The sequence below is a fragment of the Vibrio ruber DSM 16370 genome (assembly GCF_900163965.1).
GTDB lineage: Bacteria > Pseudomonadota > Gammaproteobacteria > Enterobacterales > Vibrionaceae > Vibrio > Vibrio ruber.
Genome location: NZ_FULE01000056.1, coordinates 11,273 through 36,829, shown reverse-complemented (window position 1 = coordinate 36,829; position 25,557 = coordinate 11,273). Strand labels below are relative to the sequence as shown.

22 protein-coding genes and 1 riboswitch are annotated in these 25,557 nt (G+C 44.5%); of the genes, 5 read left to right on the top strand and 17 right to left on the bottom strand.

Going from position 1 to position 25,557, the window contains the following annotated elements; translation table 11 throughout:
* Positions 1-595 precede the first annotated feature (595 nt).
* Complete coding sequence (locus VR7878_RS18825; RefSeq protein ID WP_077337548.1) at positions 596-1,048, top strand: RNA recognition motif domain-containing protein; 453 nt, start codon at positions 596-598, stop codon at positions 1,046-1,048.
* On the opposite strand, the gene murI is transcribed toward VR7878_RS18825, so the two are convergent.
* Positions 987-1,850 (bottom strand): glutamate racemase, encoded by an 864-nt coding sequence (murI, locus tag VR7878_RS18820; RefSeq protein WP_077337551.1) that lies wholly within the window; start codon positions 1,848-1,850, stop codon positions 987-989. The two genes, VR7878_RS18825 and murI, sit on opposite strands and share 62 nt — an antisense overlap.
* A gap of 72 nt (positions 1,851-1,922) precedes the next feature.
* Complete coding sequence (locus VR7878_RS18815) at positions 1,923-3,755, bottom strand: TonB-dependent receptor domain-containing protein (RefSeq protein WP_077337547.1); 1,833 nt, start codon at positions 3,753-3,755, stop codon at positions 1,923-1,925.
* Positions 3,756-3,795: 40 nt separating this feature from the next.
* Positions 3,796-4,018: riboswitch (cobalamin riboswitch) on the bottom strand.
* Positions 4,019-4,181: 163 nt separating this feature from the next.
* On the opposite strand from VR7878_RS18815, the gene trmA reads away from it, so the two are divergent.
* Positions 4,182-5,291 carry a tRNA (uridine(54)-C5)-methyltransferase TrmA gene (trmA, locus tag VR7878_RS18810; protein ID WP_077337546.1) on the top strand — a complete coding sequence of 370 codons (1,110 nt, stop codon included), beginning with the start codon at positions 4,182-4,184 and terminating at the stop codon, positions 5,289-5,291.
* 23 nt (positions 5,292-5,314) lie between these two features.
* On the opposite strand, the gene VR7878_RS18805 is transcribed toward trmA, so the two are convergent.
* From VR7878_RS18805 to yihU, 11 genes are all read right to left on the bottom strand, one after another.
* Positions 5,315-5,692, bottom strand: coding sequence for a hypothetical protein (locus tag VR7878_RS18805; RefSeq protein WP_077337545.1), 378 nt, complete (start codon positions 5,690-5,692; stop codon positions 5,315-5,317).
* Positions 5,692-6,498: a hypothetical protein gene (locus VR7878_RS18800; RefSeq protein ID WP_077337544.1), complete on the bottom strand. Its 807-nt coding sequence runs from the start codon at positions 6,496-6,498 to the stop codon at positions 5,692-5,694. Before VR7878_RS18800 ends, VR7878_RS18805 begins: the two co-directional genes overlap by 1 nt.
* A gap of 77 nt (positions 6,499-6,575) precedes the next feature.
* Positions 6,576-7,388 carry an abortive infection family protein gene (locus VR7878_RS18795; protein WP_139344154.1) on the bottom strand — a complete coding sequence of 271 codons (813 nt, stop codon included), beginning with the start codon at positions 7,386-7,388 and terminating at the stop codon, positions 6,576-6,578.
* An 856-nt stretch (positions 7,389-8,244) separates the two neighbouring features.
* On the bottom strand, positions 8,245-8,475 hold the full coding sequence (locus tag VR7878_RS18790; RefSeq protein ID WP_077337543.1) for a hypothetical protein: 231 nt from the start codon (positions 8,473-8,475) through the stop codon (positions 8,245-8,247).
* A 325-nt stretch (positions 8,476-8,800) separates the two neighbouring features.
* Positions 8,801-10,186 (bottom strand): carbohydrate porin, encoded by a 1,386-nt coding sequence (locus tag VR7878_RS18785; RefSeq protein ID WP_159440503.1) that lies wholly within the window; start codon positions 10,184-10,186, stop codon positions 8,801-8,803.
* 341 nt (positions 10,187-10,527) lie between these two features.
* Positions 10,528-11,778 carry an AGE family epimerase/isomerase gene (locus VR7878_RS18780; RefSeq protein ID WP_077337541.1) on the bottom strand — a complete coding sequence of 417 codons (1,251 nt, stop codon included), beginning with the start codon at positions 11,776-11,778 and terminating at the stop codon, positions 10,528-10,530.
* Between the two features lie 55 nt (positions 11,779-11,833).
* Positions 11,834-12,106, bottom strand: a complete 273-nt coding sequence (locus VR7878_RS18775) for a PTS sugar transporter subunit IIB (protein WP_077337540.1) — start codon at positions 12,104-12,106, stop codon at positions 11,834-11,836.
* Positions 12,107-12,154: 48 nt separating this feature from the next.
* Positions 12,155-13,444, bottom strand: coding sequence for a TRAP transporter large permease (locus tag VR7878_RS18770; RefSeq protein ID WP_077337539.1), 1,290 nt, complete (start codon positions 13,442-13,444; stop codon positions 12,155-12,157).
* A gap of 14 nt (positions 13,445-13,458) precedes the next feature.
* On the bottom strand, positions 13,459-14,082 hold the full coding sequence (locus VR7878_RS18765) for a TRAP transporter small permease (RefSeq protein WP_077337538.1): 624 nt from the start codon (positions 14,080-14,082) through the stop codon (positions 13,459-13,461).
* Between the two features lie 75 nt (positions 14,083-14,157).
* Positions 14,158-15,021, bottom strand: a complete 864-nt coding sequence (locus tag VR7878_RS18760) for a class II fructose-bisphosphate aldolase (RefSeq protein WP_077337537.1) — start codon at positions 15,019-15,021, stop codon at positions 14,158-14,160.
* A 548-nt stretch (positions 15,022-15,569) separates the two neighbouring features.
* Entirely contained in the window at positions 15,570-16,463 is an 894-nt protein-coding gene (gene yihU, locus VR7878_RS18755) for a sulfolactaldehyde 3-reductase (protein ID WP_077337536.1), read from the bottom strand.
* A gap of 208 nt (positions 16,464-16,671) precedes the next feature.
* Here yihU and VR7878_RS18750 point away from each other — a divergent pair, with 208 nt between their 5' ends.
* Together VR7878_RS18750 and VR7878_RS18745 are read left to right on the top strand one after the other, a co-directional pair.
* A complete protein-coding gene (locus VR7878_RS18750; RefSeq protein WP_077337535.1) occupies positions 16,672-17,559 on the top strand; it encodes a PfkB family carbohydrate kinase in 888 nt (295 codons plus the stop codon).
* An 18-nt stretch (positions 17,560-17,577) separates the two neighbouring features.
* Positions 17,578-18,336: a DeoR/GlpR family DNA-binding transcription regulator gene (locus VR7878_RS18745; protein ID WP_077337534.1), complete on the top strand. Its 759-nt coding sequence runs from the start codon at positions 17,578-17,580 to the stop codon at positions 18,334-18,336.
* A gap of 44 nt (positions 18,337-18,380) precedes the next feature.
* Here the strand turns inward: VR7878_RS18745 and VR7878_RS18740 are convergent, their stop codons facing one another.
* Positions 18,381-19,442 (bottom strand): aldose epimerase family protein, encoded by a 1,062-nt coding sequence (locus VR7878_RS18740; protein ID WP_077337549.1) that lies wholly within the window; start codon positions 19,440-19,442, stop codon positions 18,381-18,383.
* Between the two features lie 272 nt (positions 19,443-19,714).
* On the opposite strand from VR7878_RS18740, the gene VR7878_RS18730 reads away from it, so the two are divergent.
* The gene (locus VR7878_RS18730) at positions 19,715-20,455 is read left to right on the top strand and encodes a sulfite exporter TauE/SafE family protein (protein WP_077337532.1); all 741 of its coding nucleotides are present in this window, start codon (positions 19,715-19,717) and stop codon (positions 20,453-20,455) included.
* Positions 20,456-20,569: 114 nt separating this feature from the next.
* On the opposite strand, the gene VR7878_RS18725 is transcribed toward VR7878_RS18730, so the two are convergent.
* From VR7878_RS18725 to VR7878_RS18715, 3 genes are all read right to left on the bottom strand, one after another.
* Positions 20,570-21,652 carry a glycerol dehydrogenase gene (locus tag VR7878_RS18725; RefSeq protein WP_077337531.1) on the bottom strand — a complete coding sequence of 361 codons (1,083 nt, stop codon included), beginning with the start codon at positions 21,650-21,652 and terminating at the stop codon, positions 20,570-20,572.
* A gap of 59 nt (positions 21,653-21,711) precedes the next feature.
* Positions 21,712-23,349, bottom strand: coding sequence for a dihydroxyacetone kinase subunit DhaK (locus VR7878_RS18720; RefSeq protein WP_077337530.1), 1,638 nt, complete (start codon positions 23,347-23,349; stop codon positions 21,712-21,714).
* 134 nt (positions 23,350-23,483) lie between these two features.
* Complete coding sequence (locus tag VR7878_RS18715; protein WP_077337529.1) at positions 23,484-25,490, bottom strand: alpha-glucosidase; 2,007 nt, start codon at positions 25,488-25,490, stop codon at positions 23,484-23,486.
* Between the last annotated feature and the right edge of the window lie 67 nt (positions 25,491-25,557).

The window sequence follows — 25,557 nt, the reverse complement described above, 5'->3', positions numbered from 1 at the left end:
TAAAGTTTTTGTGACACCGAAGTGTCGGCTCAATGAATACTGCTTTTTGTCTCTGCTTAAAAGCAGAAGCAAAAAGTGACATTACATAAGTAATGTTGAATTGACTGTGCTCTTATTGAATAACAGTTGCCTGCATCCAACTTGATTTGGTCACTCGATTCATTGATAAAATCTTTTTGGATATTTATCGACGAGTGCCCACACAGATTGATTGGTCTATATTGTTAAAGAGCGTCTAGCTGTTGGCTTCTCGCCTCGGCTAGGGGTGCGTATCTTACGCTTTTCGAAAATCAAGTCAACAGATATTTGCTAACAATTTTAGGATTTTCTTTTACCTTGAGTTTGCCGTCTTCAGACACTCTCTGTCGGTGAGGCGGCATTATAGGGAACAAATAACTTGTAGCAAGTGATTTCTTTACTTTTTTTTCTGTTTGCTCAAAAAGAAATCAGAAAGGTTATAAATAATGTTATAACCTTTGAGGATTATCACAGCAATGGGTTGGAAAAACCCTATACATAAACGTAAGATTCATTTATCTGTTCTATTTTAATTATGTATTCATCTTTCTTATTAATTGATAAGTAGTATTCCAATATGAATTTAACTAAATCTCTTTTGTGGCTTGCCACGTTTGCTGTGTTAGGTGTTATTGCACTTTCTCAGCTCGCAATTCCCTCGGTTGTCGCTTTTCTGGTTGGATTGGCAGGGGCAACTCTTGTTTTTATTCTCACTTCACAAACTTCGTCTTCTCAACCTCAGTCACAGATGGCGACAACAACATTATATGTCGGCAATCTCCCCTACAAAGCGAATGAATCAAATGTAAAGAGCCTCTTTTCAGATTATGGTGAAGTTTTCGCAGTACGTTTAATGAAGGACAAACGTACTGGGAAGCGACGCGGATTTGGCTTTGTGGTAATGCCAGAGGCTGACGCACAAAAAGCAATTTCAAAGCTTAATGAATCCAGTTATATGGATCGAACTCTTAAAGTCCGGGTTGCGAATGATCCGAAGAACCCTGAATCGGAAAATTCTCAATATGATTAAATCCCCAATCAGATAATACCCGAGTCAGTGCCTCTCCATCATATGGTGAGGTACTGGCAAATATCCGGGCCGTCTGTGATACATGTCTGCACATTCCCGGAGAAATAAGACTCGCTACCCTTCGCGCAATGGCTTTTCCTGAATCTACCAACATGACATGCACTCCCAATACCTGCTGAATCTCATCTTTCAATAGTGGGAAGTGTGTACAACCAAGTACAGCCACATCAATTCGCCCTTGAATCGGTTGAAGAATATTGGCCAACTCAGATAGATTGACCGGTACACCACGTAACTTGCGTTCAGCCATATCGACTAATGCGGTTGACCCGAGCAGACAGATCTCTTTGTCAGATGAAAAATCCCGAATCAGCTCATGGGTGTAAGGCCGTTGAATGGTTGCAGGTGTTGCAATAAGGCCAACACATCGCTGCGCCAAATTACAGGCAGGTTTAATCGCGGGAACCACACCAACAACCGGAATATCTAATATCTTACGTAAGCTAGGCAGAACAATTGTACTGGCAGTATTACAGGCAATCACCACAATATCTATCGCCATTTTTGTTACGAGCGACGAGACTAAGTTTTCAACTCGGTTGAGTAATTTTTGCTGTGGCAACTCTCCGTATGGATAGCCTTCATTATCGAACAAATAGAAATAGTTTTGCTCAGGGAGCAACTGCTGAATCTCGCGATAAACCGAGAGGCCACCGACACCGGAGTCAAAAATTAAGATATTAGAAACTTGTGAGGACACGATAAAAATATGGTACGTCAGAAAGGTGAAAATAAACTGCATCATACGCTTTCAATGCTTTTTAGCAATAGCATTGAATCAATGGGAGAGCCGCCAAACGGCGGCTCTGATGCATTACAAATCATATGAGATGTTTAGATAGTACTCTCTATCTGCCGTATTGTAGCCAAGTGCGGTCTGATATTCCCTATCAAGTAAATTAGCAACTCTACCACCGACTTTAACACCATTATCGAACGTATAAGAAGTCGCCAAATCAACTAAACCATATCCTCCTAGGACTTTTTGGTTTCTTGTATCTTCGTATCTTTTCCCTTGAAATAAATAACTCAACTTAACTTGCCATGCTCCATATAGATATTCAGTATCCCATTTGACACTATGTCTTGCTCTACGTCTGAGCTGCTTATCTGTTGAACTATTTTTAGCATCCAGAAAATCGTATACGACGGTGTGATACAAACTCCCTGTTTCAAATTTTGAGACAAACTCCATCCCTTGTATATCGACTCTATCCACATTTTCATTTGAGAAACTATCGATCATATCTTTCACGCGGCTTCGATAGGCTGCCAGACGAAACTCCGCCCCATAATAAGTCCCTTCAAATGCTAATTCACTCGTCTTTGTTTTTTCAGGAACAAGAGATGGATTCCCGGAGTAACAACCACCGGATCCAAAACATTGGGTCGGCCAATAAAGTTGATTAAAAGTTGGCGCTTTAAAGGACTCTCCATAACTCATCGTAATACGCAGATCATCCGATAAACGATATGCCGAGGCAATTTGATGAGTCGTTACATAACCGTAAGCACTATTTTTATCCCGTCTAATATTTCCTTCAGCAGAAAAGTCTCCTAAAGATAAATATCCGCCAAGATAGCCAGCAGTATTTCTTCGTTTATCACTGAGGTACTCAATCGAACCATTGTCAACACGATCACGATACCAGTCAAAACCACCAGTAACGACAAGCACTTGATTTAACTTATATCGATTATCCCATGAAAATGAGTCTCGATTGGTACTAATCGTATTTGGTGTTGCTCCTTGCCCATGGAATTCAGCCGAATCCTGATTCGTTGCTACCGTAAAATGACTTTGATAGCTAGGATCTACTTTATACTCTGTAATCAAGCCGACATTATATAAATCACTATCTGTCTGATCAGCTCCATTCGATGATTGGCCGTAATCATAATCTGAGTTTTTACGCTGGTAATACCCATTCAATTTTAGGGTTAATGAGTCTGATACTTTTCTCCCCACATCAGCCAATATATATTGTGAGAGAACCCCATCATTATCTGAATCATGAATATTTGGACTATTCGCCTTTACATCAAAACCATCATTCTGTTGATGAGTTACAGACATGTTTAACCAACTAACATCATCCGCCACAGAAAAATAAGCATTTGTATCAAAGTATTTATTACTTCCTATCGATGCTGATACGCCTGAACGGTTGCTCGGCGATGCAGTTGTAATAAGATTAACGACACCACTGACTGCATCGGAGCCATAAACGGCAGCTCGAGGGCCTCGAAGTACCTCTATCCTCTCAATACCTTTCAGTGGAATTGCAGATAGATCTGTTGATCCAGAGGTGGCGCTACCTATCCTAATACCGTTTAAAAGGAACAAGGTATTACTAGATGAACGTCCTTGTAAATAAAGTTCAGCACTTTGCCCAAGCCCTCCTTGATTTGCAACCTGGACACCTGGTAGATGTTTTAGTACATCTACCAACGATGTTGCTTGAATGGCATTAATATCTTGTTTAGTAATGACTTCTACTGGTTCAATAGTCTCTTTTATTTTTTGCTCAAACCGATTCGCAGTCACAACCATTGTATTGGTGTCTGCGTTTGAACTGTCTGCATAAGAATAAAAAGCGCAAGAAAGCTGCGATACCACTGCGATCGCTAAAACTGTTTTTTTCATTTTTATATCCTGAATTCGCGTTAATCTGACCGGAGCTCCTGTTATCTCCCGGTTGCTGGCAGGTCTTCGGACTTAAGAATATGATTACCCTGAGATAACCGCCAAAATCCCGACTTCCCACATCCGATGCAGTGTCTCTTGAGATCTTGTCTTCTATTTACCGCTGCGCGTCAGTTCTGGATTTTCACCAGATTCCCTTTTCAACACCCCATTTGACAAATAGACGCTGTCATTTGGGGGGTACCAACTGGCACGATAGTATTGACCTACATAAAGCTTGTCCAGATGATCTTCATCTGACTCATGAAGAAAATCCGCTGTGGATCCACGAACAGACTGGACATCATGATGGAATTGAATAAAATCTGCGCTCTTGCATTGTTCGCTCTGTAAAATATTCGCTCTATTAAAGATAAAGGTAATACGATGGCTACTCTTGATGTAAATCCCGAACGCTACCAGAATCAATTGCAAGAGAAAGTCACTCGGCTTACTGAGATGTTTTCTGAATTTCACATGCCGGCACTCGACGTTTTTGAATCACCAGAACAGCATTATCGGATGCGTGCTGAGTTTCGCGTCTGGCATGAAGGCAATGATCTCTACTACATCATGTTCGATCAGCAAACCCGTCAGAAATACCGGGTTGATCAGTTCCCGGCAGCAAGCCAACTGATCAATCAATTGATGCCCGCTTTACTCGAACAGATTCGCGACAACGACATCCTGCGTCACAAACTGTTTCAGGTTGATTTCTTATCGTCGCTCAGCGGAGAAGTTCTGGTCTCACTGCTCTACCACCGCCAGATTGATGAACAGTGGCAACAAGCTGCGCAAACCTTAAAAGACACCCTACGCCAACAAGGTTTTAATCTGAACTTAATCGGCCGGGCGCGAAAAATAAAAATGGTCTTAGACCGCGACTACGTGCTCGAAAAACTATCAGTCCACAATCAAACCTATACATATCAGCAAGTTGAAAACAGTTTTACGCAGCCCAACGGTCGGATTGCCGAGAAAATGCTGGAATGGGCCGTTGACTGTACCCGGGACAGTCGGGGGGATCTGTTGGAACTCTACTGTGGCAATGGGAATTTTTCGCTGGCGCTGGCACAAAATTTCAATCGCGTATTAGCGACAGAACTAGCGAAGCCTTCCGTCGATTCAGCGCAATATAACATTGCCGCCAACCACATCGATAATGTGCAAATCATCCGGATGTCCGCAGAAGAATTTACCCAAGCAATGGAAGGAAAACGTGAGTTCCGTCGCCTGAAAGATGCCGGTGTTGATCTCAGCAGCTACCAATGTGAAACGATTTTTGTCGATCCGCCACGTTCCGGCATGGATATCGATACTTGCAAAATGGTGCAGAAATACCCGCGGATTCTTTATATTTCTTGCAACCCGGAAACCCTGAAAGAAAACCTGACGGTTCTGAGTGAAACACACCGCGTTACGCGCTTCGCGCTGTTCGACCAATTCCCCTACACCCACCATATGGAAGCAGGTGTACTTCTAGAGCGCATTAAATAAAGGATTTAAGAGATCTTCATCATTCAAAAATCACCACCGGGTACGGCTTGGGGTACGGGGACGGTAATAATTCTCAAAAGCCTGTCTATCTTCGCTGACGACACCAAACTGTAAGCAACCTTCAATTGCTGAATGAAGATTCGTTGCTGCGTGTAATCCTGCATTAAGACCATGATTAATAACCACTGCACTACAATGAAACTGTAGTTCGGTGGTGGGATAGTAAAAAGTGGTGGAACAACTTCTGCGTAATCCACCACGCCACATCCCTGATGAATCAAGGCTTGAAGACCTATTTGGTGGATCAGGTGGATTAAAATGTAGGTTTCACTTCTGGGGAAGCTGGCCGATTCAAATGGCTTTGGTACAATTCTCAACAAAAGTGATTTAGGACTATGCATCAAACCAATCGTAGCGGGTTAAAAAAAGTATAAATGCCAGCAGCAATTCCTACAATACCCACAACCAAAGTAAAAACCCAGTTTTTAGAGATCACCTCACCAAGGACTTTGACAGATCCACCATTCATTTCCCACCACGTAGCTTTGGTAAGCAAGCTACCATCTAATGTACGCCCGAGAAAATTGCAAAATACGTCGACTTTACGCAAGGTCGATTGATGTAATTTTACAAACTCTTTATTTTCAAATGCATCAGCTTCACCTTGACCATTTAGTAAGTCTTTCGCGGTTATATGATTCATTTCCATTAGTTTGATAATTCTTGGATGTGGTGCATAACCATTGGTATAAAGCGCAACTAGTAACCTTGATAGATCGACTTTTTTTGAGTCATCCAAAATGTAAGGCTCACCACCTAGAATTTTAAATCGATGCTCCAAAGCAGGGAAACCATAGTTAATATCCCGCATGTTCCAATGCACCCACAAATAAGCTTTGTGTTGTTTCATAAACTCGTAGAACTCATGCAGCATTTCTTTTTCGAGCATGTCATAATTTTTATCTATTTCAGAAAACTCAACATGCTTCAACTCAGCCACTTTGTGAATTGAAAATGATGCTGTCTGTCCGCTAGCATAATTTCTAACTGCAATTGACGTTACACGCGGAGTTTGCCCCTCAGGTCGGTCATAAAAACTTTCACATGAATAATGGATGACTAGAACATGCTCTTCGTTTTCAGCTAATTCATTAAGTTTCTTTCGAGCTTTGTTTCTTCTTTCTAGTTTTTTAATCTCAGAAGCCACTTATTTCTCCTATTTTCTAACGCCGTGCTCTGGGGCAAACCGGAGCGCAGCGTAGGTTTGTCCCTAGCAGCACTTTGTTAGGCACTTTTTGCATGCCAGCACTCCATAATAAACACAACTAAGGTGTGCGCAGAATTGACCGCCAATCGAGCTTCTGCGCTCACAATTTTAGGCGGAGATATTCCTCGGCCGTGTGCAGACCCTATGTGAGTGCGAAACGCCCCGACACCATCGACAATTGATGATAATCCTTGCAGAATTTTTCTCTGATCTTCTTCTAGATTCCTGTCTATATTGAGCCCTAGGTGCTGCTGGACTGATTTCCAAAGGGGTACAATATTTTGCTTGCTAGGCATAGCTAAGCCGCACGTTTCGATATATGTTTTGCAAACTGCCTCAATAATTGAGCTTGCTGCCGTAATCGCCGCATGGGGATCAGTATTTATATGTTCAAGAGCACGTGCAAATTCTTTTTCAACGGACGCAAAATCACCAGATTTTAAGTAGTCTTCAAGTGTCTTGCTTGTAGGGTTTGAGCCAGCCAACACGATATAGCCGTTTGTTCGGTACTCAAGCTGGTTTTTTGCAAGAACATTTTTGATACGTTCTTGACCCTGTATTAAAACATCGTTTCCGTAACCGAATGGATCAGGCTCTTTATCCATGTATTTTTGCAACACCGCACCCAATACTTCTAGAGCATTTACAGACGGGTCATCATTACAACGCTTTAACCAGCTACTACATTTTGTCTCGCAATTTCCATCAGGCACATCACCAGGCGCTCCTGACTCCATAAAAAGTATATTTAGTGTCGAATGACTGTAGTAGTGAGCTGCTATCACCGAAGAAACAGCACCTATTACCGAATTGGGAACATTACTTACCAAGCCCGAATCTCCGTATGCCTAAAGCACCTTTTAACCAGAGTTTATCCATATAACTCGGGTAGAAAATGCAGATTATCTATTCATATCAATTTGTTTTATCTCATAAAGCTGTATAGAAAAGTGACAATTACAGACAGTTTCTATCTGACACACCATACCAAACTAAATACATCGTCCACCACTAGTAAGAATAGATCAACCAATGACAAGGGAAATGCATCAAAACTTATGGCCAAATGACTTGGGGACATAAACAAATCACTTCAAGCGGGTGGCTGATTAGCCAATCTATCGACTCTCAACGTTTACTAACAATCTAATCCTCTATCCCACCATTTATGGATATATCCCTTATATAACAAGGCTTCGAACGTGATGGGACAGGTGGTGGTTTAGTGGTGGAACAGATTTAAGTAACCCACCACGCTATGTCTTTTATGTCCAGTGGATAGAATGAGGCTCAGACCATTACTGCATGAAAATCACTCCATCAAATGATGATATAAGAGCCGGTGACTATGGGTAAAAGTGCGCACTTTCAGGAAACCGCACACGGATAATATATTTCTCCATAATGGCAACGGAGATAGGTAGATAAATGACGATTTCCTCACGGATTCTAACCCGTTTTCACGGATGGTTTTGTAAAGATGTAAACTGACAATCTCGATTCGCTAGTCTACGTCGCATTCTCGGATTATGAGACCATTCAATGTAATAAAAAATATAAAAATATCGGCTTTTGCCTCATCTTCATTCAGTAACGCCGATGAAGCAGGTGTACTACTAGAGCGAATTTAATTCCGATACATTTTCACTACGATGATAGGGTGCAATTGAGTAAACCGGTGGCACCCTATTTCAGCATTAGCTGCTTCAAATTTTTTATATAGGCTGACAATTTTATGCAGGCCGTGCTCACCCCGACAAACAGAAGTGCATAACATACCGCTACACCATCGAATTCTAGTTGACTAACTTTATTGACGAACAACGAAAGAATGCCCCCACAAATCAAAGTCAAAATCCAATAATTTGCTTTTGCATGGATTAGCTTATCTTGTATTTGATCATTATCTAATTTCATTGGGCTGCCTCAATGATTACAACACAGATACAGTTAATTTTTCGGGAATCAATTGCCCTCCCAGATTAAAGTCATTAAAGAATCAGACCGGAGACGAATATTGAATAAATAAATTTTACGACATTAGTAATCATCATTATATATTCATCACCACGAATATATTCCATGACTACATAAATAATGAAAAATAAAATTAAACATGAATCAACAATGCATCAATAAAGTAAGGAGAGTACCTCCTTACTTTGGTCAGAGAGATCAATTAAACGCTTAAAATATCTCTTATTAACAATGAATAAATACTTATACCTTGATATTCATCTGGCTAGAACCATATCTCAGCCTGAGCACCAAAAGTAAATGTATCATCATCGTTTTTGTTATAGCCATCTAGGCTAGAAGCATTATAGTCACCCGTAAATTTTGCATACGTTGCATAAAAACGAATTTCAGGTCGGCTAAAGAAGGCCTTTTTCAGCTTAAGAGTGGGTGCAAATGTAAAGGTTGCTAAGCCGCCTTCTTCTTTGACCATTGCACTTGAGTAACTGCTGCCGTTGTAACCCGCTTCAAACTGTAATGCAACATTGTCGTTAAGGTAATAGGCACTACGTGCACCAAGCGTCCACCATGTATTTTCGCTGCCGTCGAAATCGACATCTTCCTTATGTTGGTATAAAGCGATGGTATTAATCTCCCACTGCTCAAATGTGGCTAAGCCGTCAACAAATACACGGTAATTTTGCCCGTCATCATTCGACTGGTTCGTATCGCCATGACGCCCTAAGAAGGCAGCCGAAGTCCCTGTCGCATATTGTGCAACGTATTTTACCCGTCCGTCGGTCAAACCAAAATAAGATGGTTGTGTGTAACGGGCCATAACATGTGCACCAGCAGTCGCGGCTTTACCCGTATAAGAACCAGTGACACCATTAATTGTTTTAGTCACCGAATAGCGACTGTCGTCACTGTTCGTCTGTAAACTACCGGTAAACCACCACTGCCCTGTACGATATTCAACCCCTAAGGTATGCGTTCTGGGTCTGGCTCCGTCATCGTAAGTTACAGTTGTACCATTTTCATCGGTATAGGTTTTATCGCTGTCGCTATCATGTGAGGTCACAAATAGATCCATTTTCCCATCACCGAGATCGAGACCTTTTACACCAATACCGGGTGAACGAATCTCATAATATTTGCGGTCAAGAATATGAATATCATCAGACCAGTTGACACGACCAGCCCAAAATGTGGCGTCTGGAGCGAACGATAGATTACCCATTTCGACATAGGCTTTGTCCATAAAAATAGTTTTATCTTGTGTATCAAAAACCCAGCGTCTGGCATCCCGGTCTTCGTATACCAAGCCGAAGTATGCTTTTGCCCAAGCCCCACTGCTGGTATTAAATTTCCGGCTAAAAGCCGTTGCAGCATAGTTACTCTCGCCACCACCCAGCCGATAAAATCCCCCGGCATTGGGTGCCTTTATGGTTGTATTGCCGGATCCTGAACCATTGTCATTAGAAGTAAAACCGGCACGGAAATAACCATTCCATTGCACCGCTTCTTCTTTCTGTGTATCAAGCTGTTCTTGCATTTTTGCAATAGCCGCTGCATTTTTCTGGCTTAAATCTTCTGCGTTGGTATTGACCGACATGACGACTAAGCCCGCACACATTACATGTGCGATATTTACAGGAATTATCTTTTTCATTGAATTCATCCTAAGTGTAGGGTTTATCATATTATTAGAAATTTAGGACATAACTACTCAGCCTTAATTAATACAAGTAAGGAAACAAATAGCTATTAATTTTATATTGTCTAAATTCAGTAACTGATTATTTCAGTGAGTCATTTTATATAAATATAATACCTCCGATGTACGTCGTATAATGAAATAATGATTCCTTCAACATAATTCGAACAACAATTAATAAAGTTTAGTATTTCAGATGATTCACTATATGCATCTTGAACAAACTGCCGACAGATTTATTTCCCCATCGGCAACCCGGTGTCAATTTCTCAGCACAAGGTTGCCTGAGCGACTCATTATTTTAAATTTGAATCCAGCAGTCCCTGAGCCAATGCAGGAGCAAGCCCCGGTGTTAAAGGCAGACGCGGAATCACCAAACAATGCATTAAGTGATAGATATCTTGTTTACCATCCCACACTTTACTGCCACCTGCGTGGTTATTGGCATCCAGTTCCTGCCACCATGAACACCCTTCATAATCGATAAAATATGTACGGCAATAATCCCACCAAGTGCGATACCATGTTTCATACTTATTATCCCCCGTCACGGTGTACAGTGCATAAGCGGTTCCGATCGCTTCCACCGGTGCCCAGCGGATTCGTTCGCGCACAACAGGTTTTCCTTCCCAATCAACCGAATAAACAAATCCGGGAGCGCCATCGGCTGCCCACGCATCACGGACGGTCGCATCAAACAAGCCAATCGCATCTTCTAATAACCAATTAGGGCAATCAGCGCCAATCTTCAGGAGAGTGGCACGCAGGTGACAAATCAGACGTCCCCATTCGATCCAGTGGCCCGGAGTCCCGCCATAGGCTCGGAAATGACTGGCGGGTGTTTCTTTGTTGTAATCCGGCAACGGATTCCAGTTGGCATCAAAATGCTCATTGACCCGATAATTCAACCCTTTCGCGGTTTTGTGAATCATAAACTCAGTGATATTCAGCGCACGTTCCAACCATTTACGATCTTGGGTGACATCGTAAACAATCAAAAATGCTTCCACTGAATGCATCGCCATGTTGCCACCGCGGTAATCTTCCGTCTCGGTAAATGCTTGATCCCAAGACTCATAGCACATCTGTTTTGCTTCGACCCAAAAATGCTTTTCGTACACCGCAATCGCTTCATCTAGCAGTGCTTGAGCGCGCGGGTGCCCTGTGGTGACAGCACTCGCCGCCCCAAGCAATACAAACGCATGTTGGTAGCCTTGTTTCGAAGCATCAAGAATATCTTGGCCTTGATTGGCAATCGTTGCATACCAACCACCGTATTGCGGATCTTTCAGCGGGCCTTCAAGTGCTTTGATACCGTGCTCAACCAACTCGTAAGCTCCCGGACGCCCCATATGGGCAGCCAGCGCATAACAATGCAACATCCGTGCGGTGATCCAAAGACATGTCCCCATCTCTTCACGCACTTTCCCGTTATTGCCAATCCAGCCGAAACCATTTGGCACAATCGCATGACGACCAAATTCGAAAATCCGATCGGTCTCAGTCTCCAGCCACGAATGATGAGACCGCGTATTAATCCATTTCATGTCAACATTACCTTTCAGTTAAATAATTTATATCGCAAACCTGTTTCGTGACGTTTTACCCGCGTTCAGCGATCTGTTTTCTCAATTCATCCGCTAATGTATGCACATCAAAAAACACCACCTGAATTTGATTGTCCGGCAAGTGGATAAACCCTAATGCCCCTTGTCGGCGGAGCAGCTTTTCATCTACGGCTCCCATATCTTTGACCTGAATCCGTAAACGGGTCGCACAGTTATCAATATTTTTTGCCTCAATATTGGCGATCCCACCCAATGCAGTCAGAATCTTCTGCGCTTTTGCCTGCAAATTACCTTTATCATTAATCATTTCTTGTCTCCTGCTGGAAATAAGCCTGTACCTCAGTTGCGTATCCCGCTACATAATGCCGACCAGTTTCGGCAGACCAATCACCAATTGAGGGAAGCAAGAGATGACAAAAATCAGCACCACTTCCACGAAAAGGAACGGGATAATCTTTCTGGAGATTTCAGAGACCGAGACCTTCGACACCCCGGATGCGACAAACAGAACGAGCCCCATCGGAGGGGTTGCCAGACCGATGGACAGGTTGGCACACATCACCACCCCGAAATGAACAGGATCGATACCGGCATTAATCATGATGGGCGCAAAAATCGGTGCAAAAATGAGGATCGCAGGTCCGGCATCAAGGAACATCCCGATGATGAACAGCAGCACGTTAATAATTGCAAACAACAAATATGGGTCTTCGGTAATGCCATTCATAAAGTCGGCCACCATATTCGACACACCCGACAGACTGATCAATGATGCAAAACCGCTGGCCGCAGCCACAATAATTAAAATCGATGCAGCATTGACCGCGACCTTGGCAAACAAGGCGTAAGTTGCTTTCACATTGGTGACTTTAATAATAAACAGAGAGACAGCAATGGCATAAGCAACCGCAACCGCAGCAGCTTCTGTCGGGGTAAAGATCCCCCCGTAAATACCACCCAAAATAATGACAGGTGTTAATAACGGAACAATCGCGAGCCGGAATGCTTGTTTGCGTTCCATTGCGGGGGCTCGCTCCATCGGCTTAACATCCGGGTATTTTCTGATTTGAATACGGTTCATGATCATCAGACCGATACAGAAAATAAGCCCCGGGGTCACCCCAGCCAAAAACATTGCCGCAACCGAGGTATTCATCACAAATGCATAAAGCAGCATGATCCCGGAAGGCGGAATAATATTCCCCAGAACAGTAGCGGCAGCAGTCAAAGCAGCAGAATAACCCGTGTCGTACTTGTACTTTTTCATTTCCGGGATCAACATACCGCCAATTGCAGAGGTTGCCGCAACGGCAGAACCGGTCAGCGCACCAAAGATGGTCGCAGCAAGGATAACAACATGACCAAGCCCCCCGCGCAGGTGTTGTACCATGGTCTGCGCAAAAGCAATAATCCGCGGGGTAATCCCCCCTGCGGTCATACACTCTCCTGCCAACATAAAAAACGGAAGTGCAAGCAGCAGAAAGCTATCGAGCCCAGAATACAAACGCTGATAAAGCATATTTGCAAACAGCATCTGATCATTCTGGAATAGTGTAATCACTGGGGATAACCCCAAAGTGAATAGCACCGGTACACCAATCACTAAAAGAATCAAAAAATAGAGTAAAAAAATTGGAGAAACCATTGTCGTACACCCTCTTAAGCCGTTTTCGAGCCAAGCGGCTGTGTTTGTTGTTGATCATGAGGTAAGTCTTCGTCTTCGTCGTCTTCTGTCCTTTCAAACAGGGCGGCCGTCTGGGCAGTTTGAGAGATATCTTCAAAATCACCGAACAGGTTCCGCAATGACGCAACACATTTTTGCAGGGCGAATAAGATCGTGACCCCCATCATCACCGGAGGAATGACATAGATGTAATACATGGGAATGGGTAAGCTATCTGCCATAACCGCTCCCGTCTGGAAAAAGTTCCAGCCAAATTTAATCCACACGACAAAGACTAAGATTGCCGAGATATGAGCGATTAAAGCGAGGAAGGCGAACAGCCGTGGTGTTTTCTTTTCAAGGATTTCAGTCACAAACGTCATTGCGATGTTTTTATCGGTCAGATAAACAAACGGCAAACACAAATACGTCATGTAAATCATCAAGAAGCGGGAAGATTCATCCGTCCAGCTTAATGGGATATTGAGTACGTAACGGAACAGCACTTGTACAACCACAATGGCCGTCATGACAAGGAGCAAAATCCCGCCTAAATGGCGGAGTATTTTCGACAGAGGTGTTGTGGCAGTGTTTAATACTTTTTCGATGGCTCTTAACATAGAATCACCATTATTGAATTATAAAACCATCGGGTGCTGAGGATTCAGCCCCCGAAATAGACAGTCGTATTGTTATTATTTTGCTTTACCATTTGAGCCAAACAGACGGATTTTGTGCTGCACGACTTCTTTCATACTTGTAATGCCTTTATTCATCACATCAGCCAGAATGTAGTCTTTCTCATTGGCTTTCCAATGCTCTTGCACACCGAGAATAAACGCCTGACGCAACTCGGTATCGACATTGATCTTCGCGACCCCGCGTTTAACCGCTTCCACGATCTGATCGTCCGGCACCCCGGAACCGCCGTGTAATACAATCGGTTTCTGTACTGCCTGTTTAATTTCAGAGAGCCGGTCAAATTTCAGCTCAGGCGTTGTTTTATACACGCCATGTGCAGTACCGATGGAAACAGCGAGATAATCCACACCGGTACGTTCAGAGAAATCCAGCGCCTCTGCGACCGTGGTGATCATTGCGTCTTTCTCATCAACGGTGATGTCATCTTCTGTGCCACCGATCTTACCGATTTCACCTTCAGCACCGAGTCCTAAAGCATTTGCAACCTCAACAACGGCTTTGGTAATGCGAATGTTTTCTTCAAAAGGTAATGCAGATCCATCAAACATCAGTGATTGAAAATGACGAGTCGCAGCTTCCATGCACTGTTCAAACTGACGGCTATGATCTAAATGAACACAGACAGGGACAGTGATGCGATGATGTTCGATCAGAGAGTCAATCGCGTCCCGGAGCGGCTTCATCCCCATTTCATTAATAGCTTTCTGACCAATCTGAATCATGATTGGTGCCTGCTCTTCTTCAGCAGCAAGCAGGACAGCTTTTATCGTTTCCAGATTGTGCGCGGTGAAAGCGCCGATGGCATAACCATTTTTCCACGCTTCCTGAATCATTGTTTTACCAGATACATACGACATTTATCGTGTTCCTTTATCATCAAATTAGTCTTATAAGACTGTGGTTCGTGGAATACAATTTACCAATCGAATCTGTCAATTTCTGTTACCGACATAACAATTATGTCCACAAAGTGACATTTAGCATCAAAAATTTACACGCAATCACAAACAAATGAATCATAATGCTCATAATTGAGTTTCACACACCGTTCAAAACGGGTATCCAATGGCCAATCACACTATGGGTTAGAAAACTATAGAAAAATACATTATCTTCTTTTTATATCATGCAATTAAGTAGGGATTTAAACGAATCTATTACTGCGGTATTGATAAATAACCAACAGTTTATTGAGACAAAAAGTGAACAGAATCGCAAAATAAGAAAAGCCTTTCTTTACTTGATTAATAAAGAAAGGCTTTTAACAGATGGGAACCGACATCGATCTATCAATGAACAGCGCTCAGACAAGCGTGTTACAATGTCAAAAAATGTCAGATAGTTGCCACAAAAACTCGATATTTTTACCAAAAACCCAACCAGCGCCAAACTGATGCTTCAGGCGTTACTTCACCTTAGCCGTTAAGCCGGAAGTCACACGCAGCTGTTCAAGAATTGCGGTCCAGTCCTGACGTCCGCGTCCAGAGGCACGCGCAGCACTGTACAACTCACGAGAGGCGGCACCACACGGCATTGGCACATGAACCTGATTGGCAAGCTCCAAAGCTATCCCTAAATCTTTGTGAGCCAAATCAATCATAAACACCGGCGACAGGTCACCGGCAAGCACTTTACCCGGCCATGTTGTCGTAAAGTGCCCCTTACCTGCGGGCGTTCCGCTCATGACTTTCATCGCGGTATCCCAATCCAGACCAATCGCTTCAGCAAGTGTCGCAGCTTCAGCAGAGAGGGCATTGAGCGCAATACTCATGTAGTTATTAATGATTTTCACGCGAATACCTTTTCCCGCGCCACCAGCATCAATGGTTTCAGAGCCCATGCAGTCGAACAGTGGCTGAGCCCGCTCGATCTGTGATTTTGTTCCCCCGGCCATAATCAACAATTCACCACGAACAGCATGTTCTGAAGTTCGGCCGACGGGGGCTTCCATCATGGCAAACCCTTTATCGCTCATTGCTTGAATCAGAGCATCCGTTTCATGGGGATGAATTGTCGACATATCAATGACGAGAGCATCCTTATTTAAGGCCGATACCACACTGTTTTCACCAAAAAGAACATTTTTTACCAGAGTTCCGTTAGGCAACATCGTCACCACAAACTCAGCGTCCAAAGCAGCATCAGCGGGTGATACCGCAGCTGTCGCCCCTTGTGTAACCAATTGCTGAATAGCAGCCTCATTGATATCGAAGACTTTCAGGGAATGTCCCCCTTTGAGCAGATTCAGCGCCATGGGCATTCCCATCTGACCTAAACCAATAAAACCGATTGCTGACATATTGTTATTCCTTCACTGAGTAGATGAGTGAAGAACAATATAAAACATTCATAGCGGGAACCACCACAACAAATGTCACATTTTGTCCATTTTTGTTTGTTTTGGTTATTTTGTGATAAAAATCCCAGCCCCATGTCAAAAAATAATTATACTCCGCTATCATCACTGTGGCTGTATCAGCCGATAACAACGAACCAAGAGAAGAACAATGACGATAGCATGTGTAGGTATTACGGTGCTCGACCGGATCCAGCGGGTAGCAAGCCTGCCGACTACAGGTGGGAAATATGTTGCCACGGATTACTTTGAAGTGGGTGGTGGCCCGGCTGCGACAGCAGCAGTTGCTGTCGCAAAATTAGGCCATACTGTTGATTTTATTGGTCGTGTAGGTCAAGACAGTGTCGCCGAAACGATGCTGGCAGAATTACAGGAATATGGCGTCAATACTGACAAAACGGTACACATTCACGGTGCATCATCCGCATTTTCAATGGTACTGGTCGATGACCAAGGTGAGCGAATCATCGTCAACTATCAGGACCCGTCACTCAGCCGGAATCCGACCCCGCTTGAAGCCATCGACTTTTCCCGCTACACCACCATACTCACTGATGTTCGCTGGCCTGAAGGCGCAGAATATGCGCTGCAACAGGCAAAAAACTATGGTATTCCTTCGGTTCTTGATGCCGATATGTCTCCGGATCCCATTGACCGGCTAGTCAAACTTGCAGATCACGTCGCATTTTCTGAACCCGGATTAGAAAAATTTACTGGTTGCACAGACCCGATAGAAGGGCTCAAAATAGCTCAAAAACAAACATCGGGAAAAGTCTATGTTACAGTAGGCTCAAAAGGATGTTACTGGTTAGAGAATCAGGATGTATGCCATGAATCCGTCATCAAAGTCGATGTGGTTGATACGACGGGTGCAGGGGATGTATTCCATGGTGCGTTAGCAGTTGCCGTTGCCGAGGCTAAACAAAGTCGCGAAAGTATTGTATTCTCAAATACCGTAGCAGCGTTAAAATGTACCAAAAGAGGCGGTCGAGAAGGAATCCCGACTCGAGTTGAAGTGGATCAAAAACTACAAAAATAAACAAAGCGAAGGGTTAATGTGACTAATCCCAGACAAGATAAGTTAATTCAGTTAGTCAATGAAAAAGGGTATTACGGGGTCGAAGAACTCGCCGAGCTGTTGGATGTTTCAACGCAGACGATTCGTCGTGACATCAAAAAGCTCAGTCATGAGCGATTGGTGATTCGCCACCACGGGGGAGCCAGTTCTCCGGCAACCAAAAATAACCTTGATTATGAAGTACGTAAGGTCTCCGGCACCGCGCAAAAACACGCCATCGGCAAGGCGATTGCAGATCTGATTCCCGATCATTCAACTGTCTTCATTACGATTGGTACAACCGCAGAAGTGATCGCCAGCTATTTGGCACAGAAAAACAATTTGCAGGTCATTACCAATAGTCTTCGTGTTGCCAATGTGCTGCATACCAACGCCTCGATCGATGTGCTGATCCCGAGCGGCAAGATTAAAGCATTTAATGGTGGCATTGTCGGTACGGAAGCCATTGATTTTATTTCTAACTTCCGGTTCGATTATCTGATTACCAGCGCAGCATCAATTGATGTTGACGGCACATTACTTGAGTACGATCTCAATGAAACGATGATTACTCAAATGGTGATGAAATCAGCACGACATGTCTTGGTTGCGATGGATTCAAGTAAGTTTATCCCCCGCGGGTCTATCACTTTAGCCAACATCAAAGATGTGGGTTACTTCTTTACCGATACGCAGCCGAGCCCTGCCATCGAAGCTGTTGCAAAGCAAAATGATACCGAGCTGGTGATCTGCTCATAGTCCGATAAGCATCGTAATATGCTTATCGGAGCGGAAAAGCCCAATTACTTGACGGAGAAACGATAAATGGTTTTCTCTTCAAATACATCTCCCGGATTTAAGCGTGTGGTCGGGAAATGGGCGTGATTCGGGCTATCAGGATAATGCTGGGTTTCGAGACACAAGCCATGAGTTGACTGATAACGCTGACCATGACGGCCAACCCAATGCTTATTCGAGAGTTTGAATCCATTATAGAACTGGACAGCAGGTTGTGTGGTCAGCACCGTCATCAGCCGGCCGCTTGTCGGCTCATACAACTCGGCAGCATAATGATATGCTCCCTCCTTCTCTTTTCCGTCTAAAACAAAATTGTGATCAAACCCAGCCTCATCCATCCGAGCCTGATTATCACCGATACGAGTTGCGATCATAAAATCCAACCCTGTACCTGCGACGGCACGAATCTCCCCGGTTGGAACCATCTGCTCCGTCACCGGAGTGTAGAAACGGGAAAACAGTTTTAGCTCATGATGATTCACCGTGCCTGAATCGTGCCCCGCGAGATTGTAATAGCTATGGTTCGTTAAGTTGACCACCGTCGGCCTGTCCGTTGTGGCTTGAAAGTTGAAATGGACTTGATTCTGTTCATCCAACCCGATGGTATGTCGAACCTGTAATGTCCCCCCATACCCCGATTCACCATCCGGAGAAATCCGGCTCAAATGGATATAGATCGCATCACTTTGTGTTTCTACTGCAAAATCCCAAACATATTTATCAAATCCTTGCCGACCACCATGCAAATGCTGCTGCGTTGCCGGTTCATTTTTTTCTAGTTGGAACACATGGCCGTCGATTTCGTAGCGCCCGTCTTTGATTCGATTGGCATACCGTCCTGCCAGAGCACCAAAAAAGGGATGCCCTTGGACATACTTATCTAAACATTCATATCCCAGTACAATATTAGCGTTATTGCCATCACGATCCGGTGCTTCAATGGTGGTCACAATACACCCATAATTGGTCACACACAGAATCATTCCCTGACTGTTTTGCAGTGTGATTAACTTCACCGGAACATGTTGCCCCTCAATCTGCCCCCAGTTTTCAATATTCAATTTCACGCGATTATCTCTTATTGGTTTATTCATATTCGTCATTGGGTGATGCGTTTCCCGGTACAACAACACAGATATCAGTCTGACCACTTTGACCAAACTGAAAGACCGGAAAATAAGTCAATTTCATTATACAAAACCGCCCTTCACCATCTGAGATAGTTGTCACAAACCGAAAACAAGTGATCACATTCAGACAAAATGTGACAAATTCGATGGTAATTTTTTTTGATAAATTTATAGTGTATTGACATTCACTCAGTTCAAACTCAGGACATATGGACACCACAATACTACTCATTTCGATGATTATCGCGCTGGCAGGTTTTACTCAGGGGCTGACCGGATTCGGAGCAGCTTTAGTCTCCGTACCATTACTCTCACTCCTTGTGACAGCTCAGACAGCAGTACCGATTGCCGCGATTTTCGGCTGGTTAGTCACCCTGCCCGTCGTCTGGAAAATGCGTCATTCCATCCAGCGACAAACAGGCCTCATTCTCTTTGCCGGCTCGATCCCGGCATCATTCGTTGGTGCGAAGTTACTCGCAAATATGCCATCCCAGTACATTCTGATCACCATGGGGGTGGTACTCATTGTGTCAAGTATCCACTCAATGACATCGAAGAAACCATTGTTTAAAAAGACTTCCGTCCCTATCACTATCGGGGCCGGTTTTACATCTGGCGTGTTGGGTGCCAGTGTCGGCGAATCCGGCCCACCGGTCATTGCATACACTTCAATGCAGCCGTGGACAGCGGATCAGACCAAATCAACACTGGCTTTTTTCTTTATGTTACAAATGATTGGTGCAAACATCGGTTTCTGGCGGGAAGGCCTGATCACCGAAACCGTACTCTCACATGTACTCTCAGCAATGCCAGCGTTTATCATCGGACTAACCGGCGGGATGGTGGGGTATCACCTACTGCAGAAATATAAAATTAATTATCACCGAATTGTGCACATTTTCCTGCTGGTGATTGGTTGCGCCCTCGTGTTTAAAAATGTCAGTTTTTAGACAATCAATCCGTTTCAGAAAAGCAATCCATGTTTAGACAAGTAAAAAGCGGCTTTCCAATGAAAGCCGCTTCGTCATTCGAATCAATGTAATGTTATAAACCGAAATGTAATGTTATAAACCGAGTTGATGCGCCGTCAGAATGGCGGCATAGACAGAATCGGCTGTGACGGGGAATGGCATGTTATGAATCGTTTCACCCTCGGCACAGGATGCTTTCGCAACCTCCCTCAGTTTGTCATGATTCAGCGCTTTGACCCCCATCTCATGTAGATTTGTCGGTAAACCGACGGTGCGACAGAAGTTCAGCACCTCATCGATCTCTGATTGTGGCGCATTCTCAAGTACCAACTGAGTCAGCGTACCAAAAGCAACTTTCTCACCATGGAGCAGATGATGACACTCTTCCAGCTTCGTCAAACCGTTATGAATCGCATGAGCAGCAGCTAGCCCTGAACTTTCAAACCCGATGCCTGAAAGGTACGTATTCGCTTCAATAATGTTTTCTACCGCTTTGGTTACAACACCATTTTCAACCGCAACTTTGGCTTTTTCACCGTCGGCAATTAATGTTTCATAGCATAATTTTGCCAGCGCCTGAGCTGCCCGGGTCGGCACGCCACCAGCCATAGTTGCTTTTCCAGATAACCCATTGGCACGAGCTTCAAAGTAGGTCGACATCGCATCTCCCATACCGGCAACCAATGTGCGAACCGGTGCAGCAGCGATAATACCGGTATCCATAATCACCATATTCGGATTCGACGGAAACATCAGGTATTCACTAAATTCGCCCTCTGGCGTGTAGATGACCGCCAGTGCAGAAGTCGGGGCATCGGTTGATGCAATCGTCGGTACAATCACAACCGGAATTTTCGAGTAATACGCAACCGACTTTGCTGTATCCAGCGTTTTTCCGCCACCAATCCCGATGATCACATCGTTCTCCTGTGTGCGGCACACATCGATAAGGCGTTCAATTTCAACCCGGGAACATTCTCCGCCAAATATATCAAAACCTATTTTGAGGTTTTCCTGCTCACTGCTCGCTGCAACGCGCTCCCGCGTTAGTCCCATCACGAAATCATCCGCGATAGCCAAAGGTCTCTGACCAAACACCGAAACATATTTACCAATATTATCTAGTGCACCGTTTCCCTGAATATATTTACTTGGAGAAATAATAATCGTGTCCATAACTGAATCCTTCTATTGTACTTGAACTGATAGGCTCATTCGGCCAACCCGGCTATTGCCTATTTGGATGTGAACTGACGAAAGACAACCTCAACGGCAAAAGCACCGGGATCTTTGTTGCCAGACAGGTTGTCACTGTTCAGATAAGATGAGCGGCCGGCTTTTGCGTGTGTCATCGCCACTGTCGCTTCAGCGCCCGCTTTGGCGGCATCAATCGCCGCAGCAAAACCATGTTGTTGCCAGGCATTCAGAGCCGGAGAAAGCGCATCGATCATCGTGCGATCTCCCGGTTTCGCCCCGCCATAAGCCATCATCTGCTGCAAGCCGGCTTGCAGCGCCTGAGGAAGAGAACCATGGCGTTCATAATCGCGACCTGCCGCTGTAAACATGATAGAAAGCAGCACTCCGGATGAGCCGCCCATCACTGACGTCAGACAGTCTGCGATGGTCGTCATCAGTTTGGCTTTATCTTGTAACGGGAGCTGTTTAGCTTCCAACTGCGCCAATACCTGACGGGCACCGGCAGCAAATGTTGAGCCGGTATCACCATCCCCGACAATCGCATCCAGATGATTCAGCTCCGCTTCAATATCAATGATCGCCCGACAGACACTGTGCACAACCGCTGCGGTATCTTCATCATGAGATGGCTCATACGTTTTCTTGTCAATCAGGCTATCGCACTGGGTTACCGGCAGATCACGACACTGTGCGACACCCGGCCAGCCAGCCGTCTCTACCTCAAATGAAAGTGCTTTAACAATATTCTCTGTCAGCTGAATGGTTGAGAGAGAGAACCCTTTCATATCAACGGCAGTCATCAATGCACCGGTGATGATCAGTTTCGCCTGTTGGCCAAGCTCTGAAGCCATGACTTCATTGGCAACAATGTTCATCTCAATCGGTGATAAGCCACCAAGGTTATTCAGTAAAATCGCATTCTCGGTGATTGGTTTCGCTTCAATGAGCTTGCTCACCATTGTCGCAACGAGAGCCTTGGCTTTCGGTAAGTCGATAGTTTCAATACCTGATTCTCCGTGAATTCCTAAACCGAGTTCCGCTTTGCCTGATGCAATACGCTCTTCTCGTTGTGTTTCTCCCGGTAAAGAACAACTGGTTAAAGCGACGCCGATGGAAGCAATCTTTTCATGTGCATCCTGAGCAGCCTGTTTGACTTGTTCAAGTGTGCCACCATGTTCAGCGACATATCCTGCAACTTTCTGAACCAACAGGGTTCCTGCAATACCACGGGGCTGCGGATTACCGGGAATGGAGATATCATCACCAACCACAACCAGATCAACGTGACGTCCCATCTCCTTGGCTTTTTCGACAGCCAGCCCGAAGTTGAGACGATCCCCGGTGTAATTCTTGATAATCACCAAACAGCCCGCATCTCCCGTCACGTGCAGAATGGCACTCAACACCGCATCGACACTCGGGGCAGCAAATAAATCCCCACAAACCGCAGCAGTGAGCATTCCTTTACCGACAAAACCAGCGTGTGCCGGTTCATGACCGGAACCACCGCCACAAATCAGGGCAACTTTATCTTTGTGCCAGTCATTGCGCGCAACGACTTTAATACCGTTATTAAAGTCGAGCAGTGTTAAATTATCGTGGCAAGCGGTGTACAACGTGCCTCGGATCGAATCCATCACAAAAGATTCTTTATGATTAAATATTAGGTCAGACATAGCGTTCCACTTTTCTTCAAATGAATTGGGGTTGTCCCTCCGAATCCGAAGGGACCTATGAATTTCACATCAGGTTGAAAATTAATCCGTGTACTGACGATGGTCAGTCGCAGACCGATATTTAATATTAGTCGCTAGTAGCGGCTGATCTCCGCCAGCAACCGGGCATCTTTTGACTGTTTACGGTAAAACACCGGCGGTTGTCCGACAGGTGCATCCACTTCAACCCAACCGCCCATAAAGACTTTACCGCTCCAGACGTGGACCCACTCATCTTCTGGCAGATACAGCTGTTTCACCGTTTCACCTTGGTTGTACACTGGCGCAACCAGCAAATCACGCCCGAACAGATACTGATACTGGATATGATAAGCTTCGCTGTCTTGCTCATAATGCATAAACAGCGGACGCTGAACCGGCATCCCTTTTGTCGCATTCTCAATAACCGCTGACCGGATATATGGCTTAAGATGTTTGTAGATCTTTGTCATGCGCGCTAAATGGGCCATCGTTTCTGCATCTGTGTCATATTGATGGTTGTCATCAGGCCGGTTCCCTTCATGACTACGCATAATGGGCGTAAAGGCCGCCATTTCAGCCCAGCGCTGGAACAGTTCTTTTGAACGTCGGTTGCCATGTAAGGTCGTATAACCCCCAATATCACTGTGACTGATTCCGTTCCCCATCAGTCCGGCAGATAACGCCGCCGGGATGACTGAAGCCAAACCATCATCTTTTTCCCAGATAACCGACTGGTCACCCGCCCATAAAGCATGACAATAACCTTGAATCCCCGTGCCACCGGCACGCATAAAGAATAGGATATCATTCGTTTTACCGGCTTCGGCAATTGCTTCATGCTGTACTTTTGCCCAACGATAAGGCCATTTGTTATGCTCTATTTCCGCACTCTCACCGTTGAATAAAGTACAATCCGTTGGCAAATATTCACCGAAGTCCCCCATCCACCCATCCAGGCCAAAATCAATCATGTTGTGGCGGATAATATCTTTGTACCATGCACAGGCATCCGGATTGGTAAAATCAACCACACCACAATAAAACTCACCAAAATCAACCAGATATTTTGAACCATCGCTCTGCGTTGCCAGATAGCCTTGACGCTGCGCTTCATTGTAGAGCGGAAAATCTTGCAACACATAGGGATTAATATAGCCAAGGAAACGTATGCCTTGTTCTTTCAGCTGATGAATTTTGGTGTCCAGCTCCGGGTAGAGCGCTGCATTCCATTGCCAGTCCCATTGCAGCCGCTTTCCAAATGATGTCATTTTGATCCCTTGCCAGTCCTGACACCAGACCCCCGCGACCTCAATACCGGCTTCTTTTGCCGCAGCGATTTTATTCAAGGTTATTTCCGTCCCGCCCTGAATGCCCAGAATCACACCGTTATACACCCATTCCGGTAATGCAGGCTGGCGACCAAATACATCTGTCATATTGGTCATTAATTCGGGAAATGATGCTTCAGCATCAAACAACAAATACTCGGGAATACTCCAGCACTGCAATTCATGATACAGCGCATGAGTAAAATCAAAATCAGCATAAGCGGTCGTTTCTAAATGACAGAAATATTTTTTATCCGACACAAAAGTAGGTTGTGGGTAGTTGGTATTGTAATAATCGCCACCGGCTTTATCTTTCACATCCGCTTGCCATGTGGTGTAAGTATTTTTATTGCGACCGACCCCGGGTTCTGAACTCCACAACGGGAAATTTTTACCGCGCAGATTAAAATAACTTAACTGCTCACCACAGCCATAAACCAATTCATCTTCAGTCGCAGCGATTCGAATCCAAAAACGATTATAAGTTTCATCCAGTGAGGTAAATTCTATTTTCAATCGCTGTTCTGCGGTTTCAAACACACGGGCTATCAACGCACCCTGACCATTCAGGCTCAAGGTAATGACATAATCTTCAGCGTTTTCTGTCACGGTAAATTGTTTCAATGGCAAACGCTCGGTGAGATAATCTTTAATATCAAAGTTTCCACGATACATATCAAAGGTACTTTGACCCACACCTAAATATAATGCAGGATTTGTTTCTGAATGTTTTAAAACAACTCGACCCTTATGGGTAATTTTAAAACCAGTATTATCGTAGGTCAGTTCCATAATGGCGGCTTCCAAAATTTTGAGAAAATAAAGGTGCACCCGGAATAAAAGTGCACCTGATTGTTGT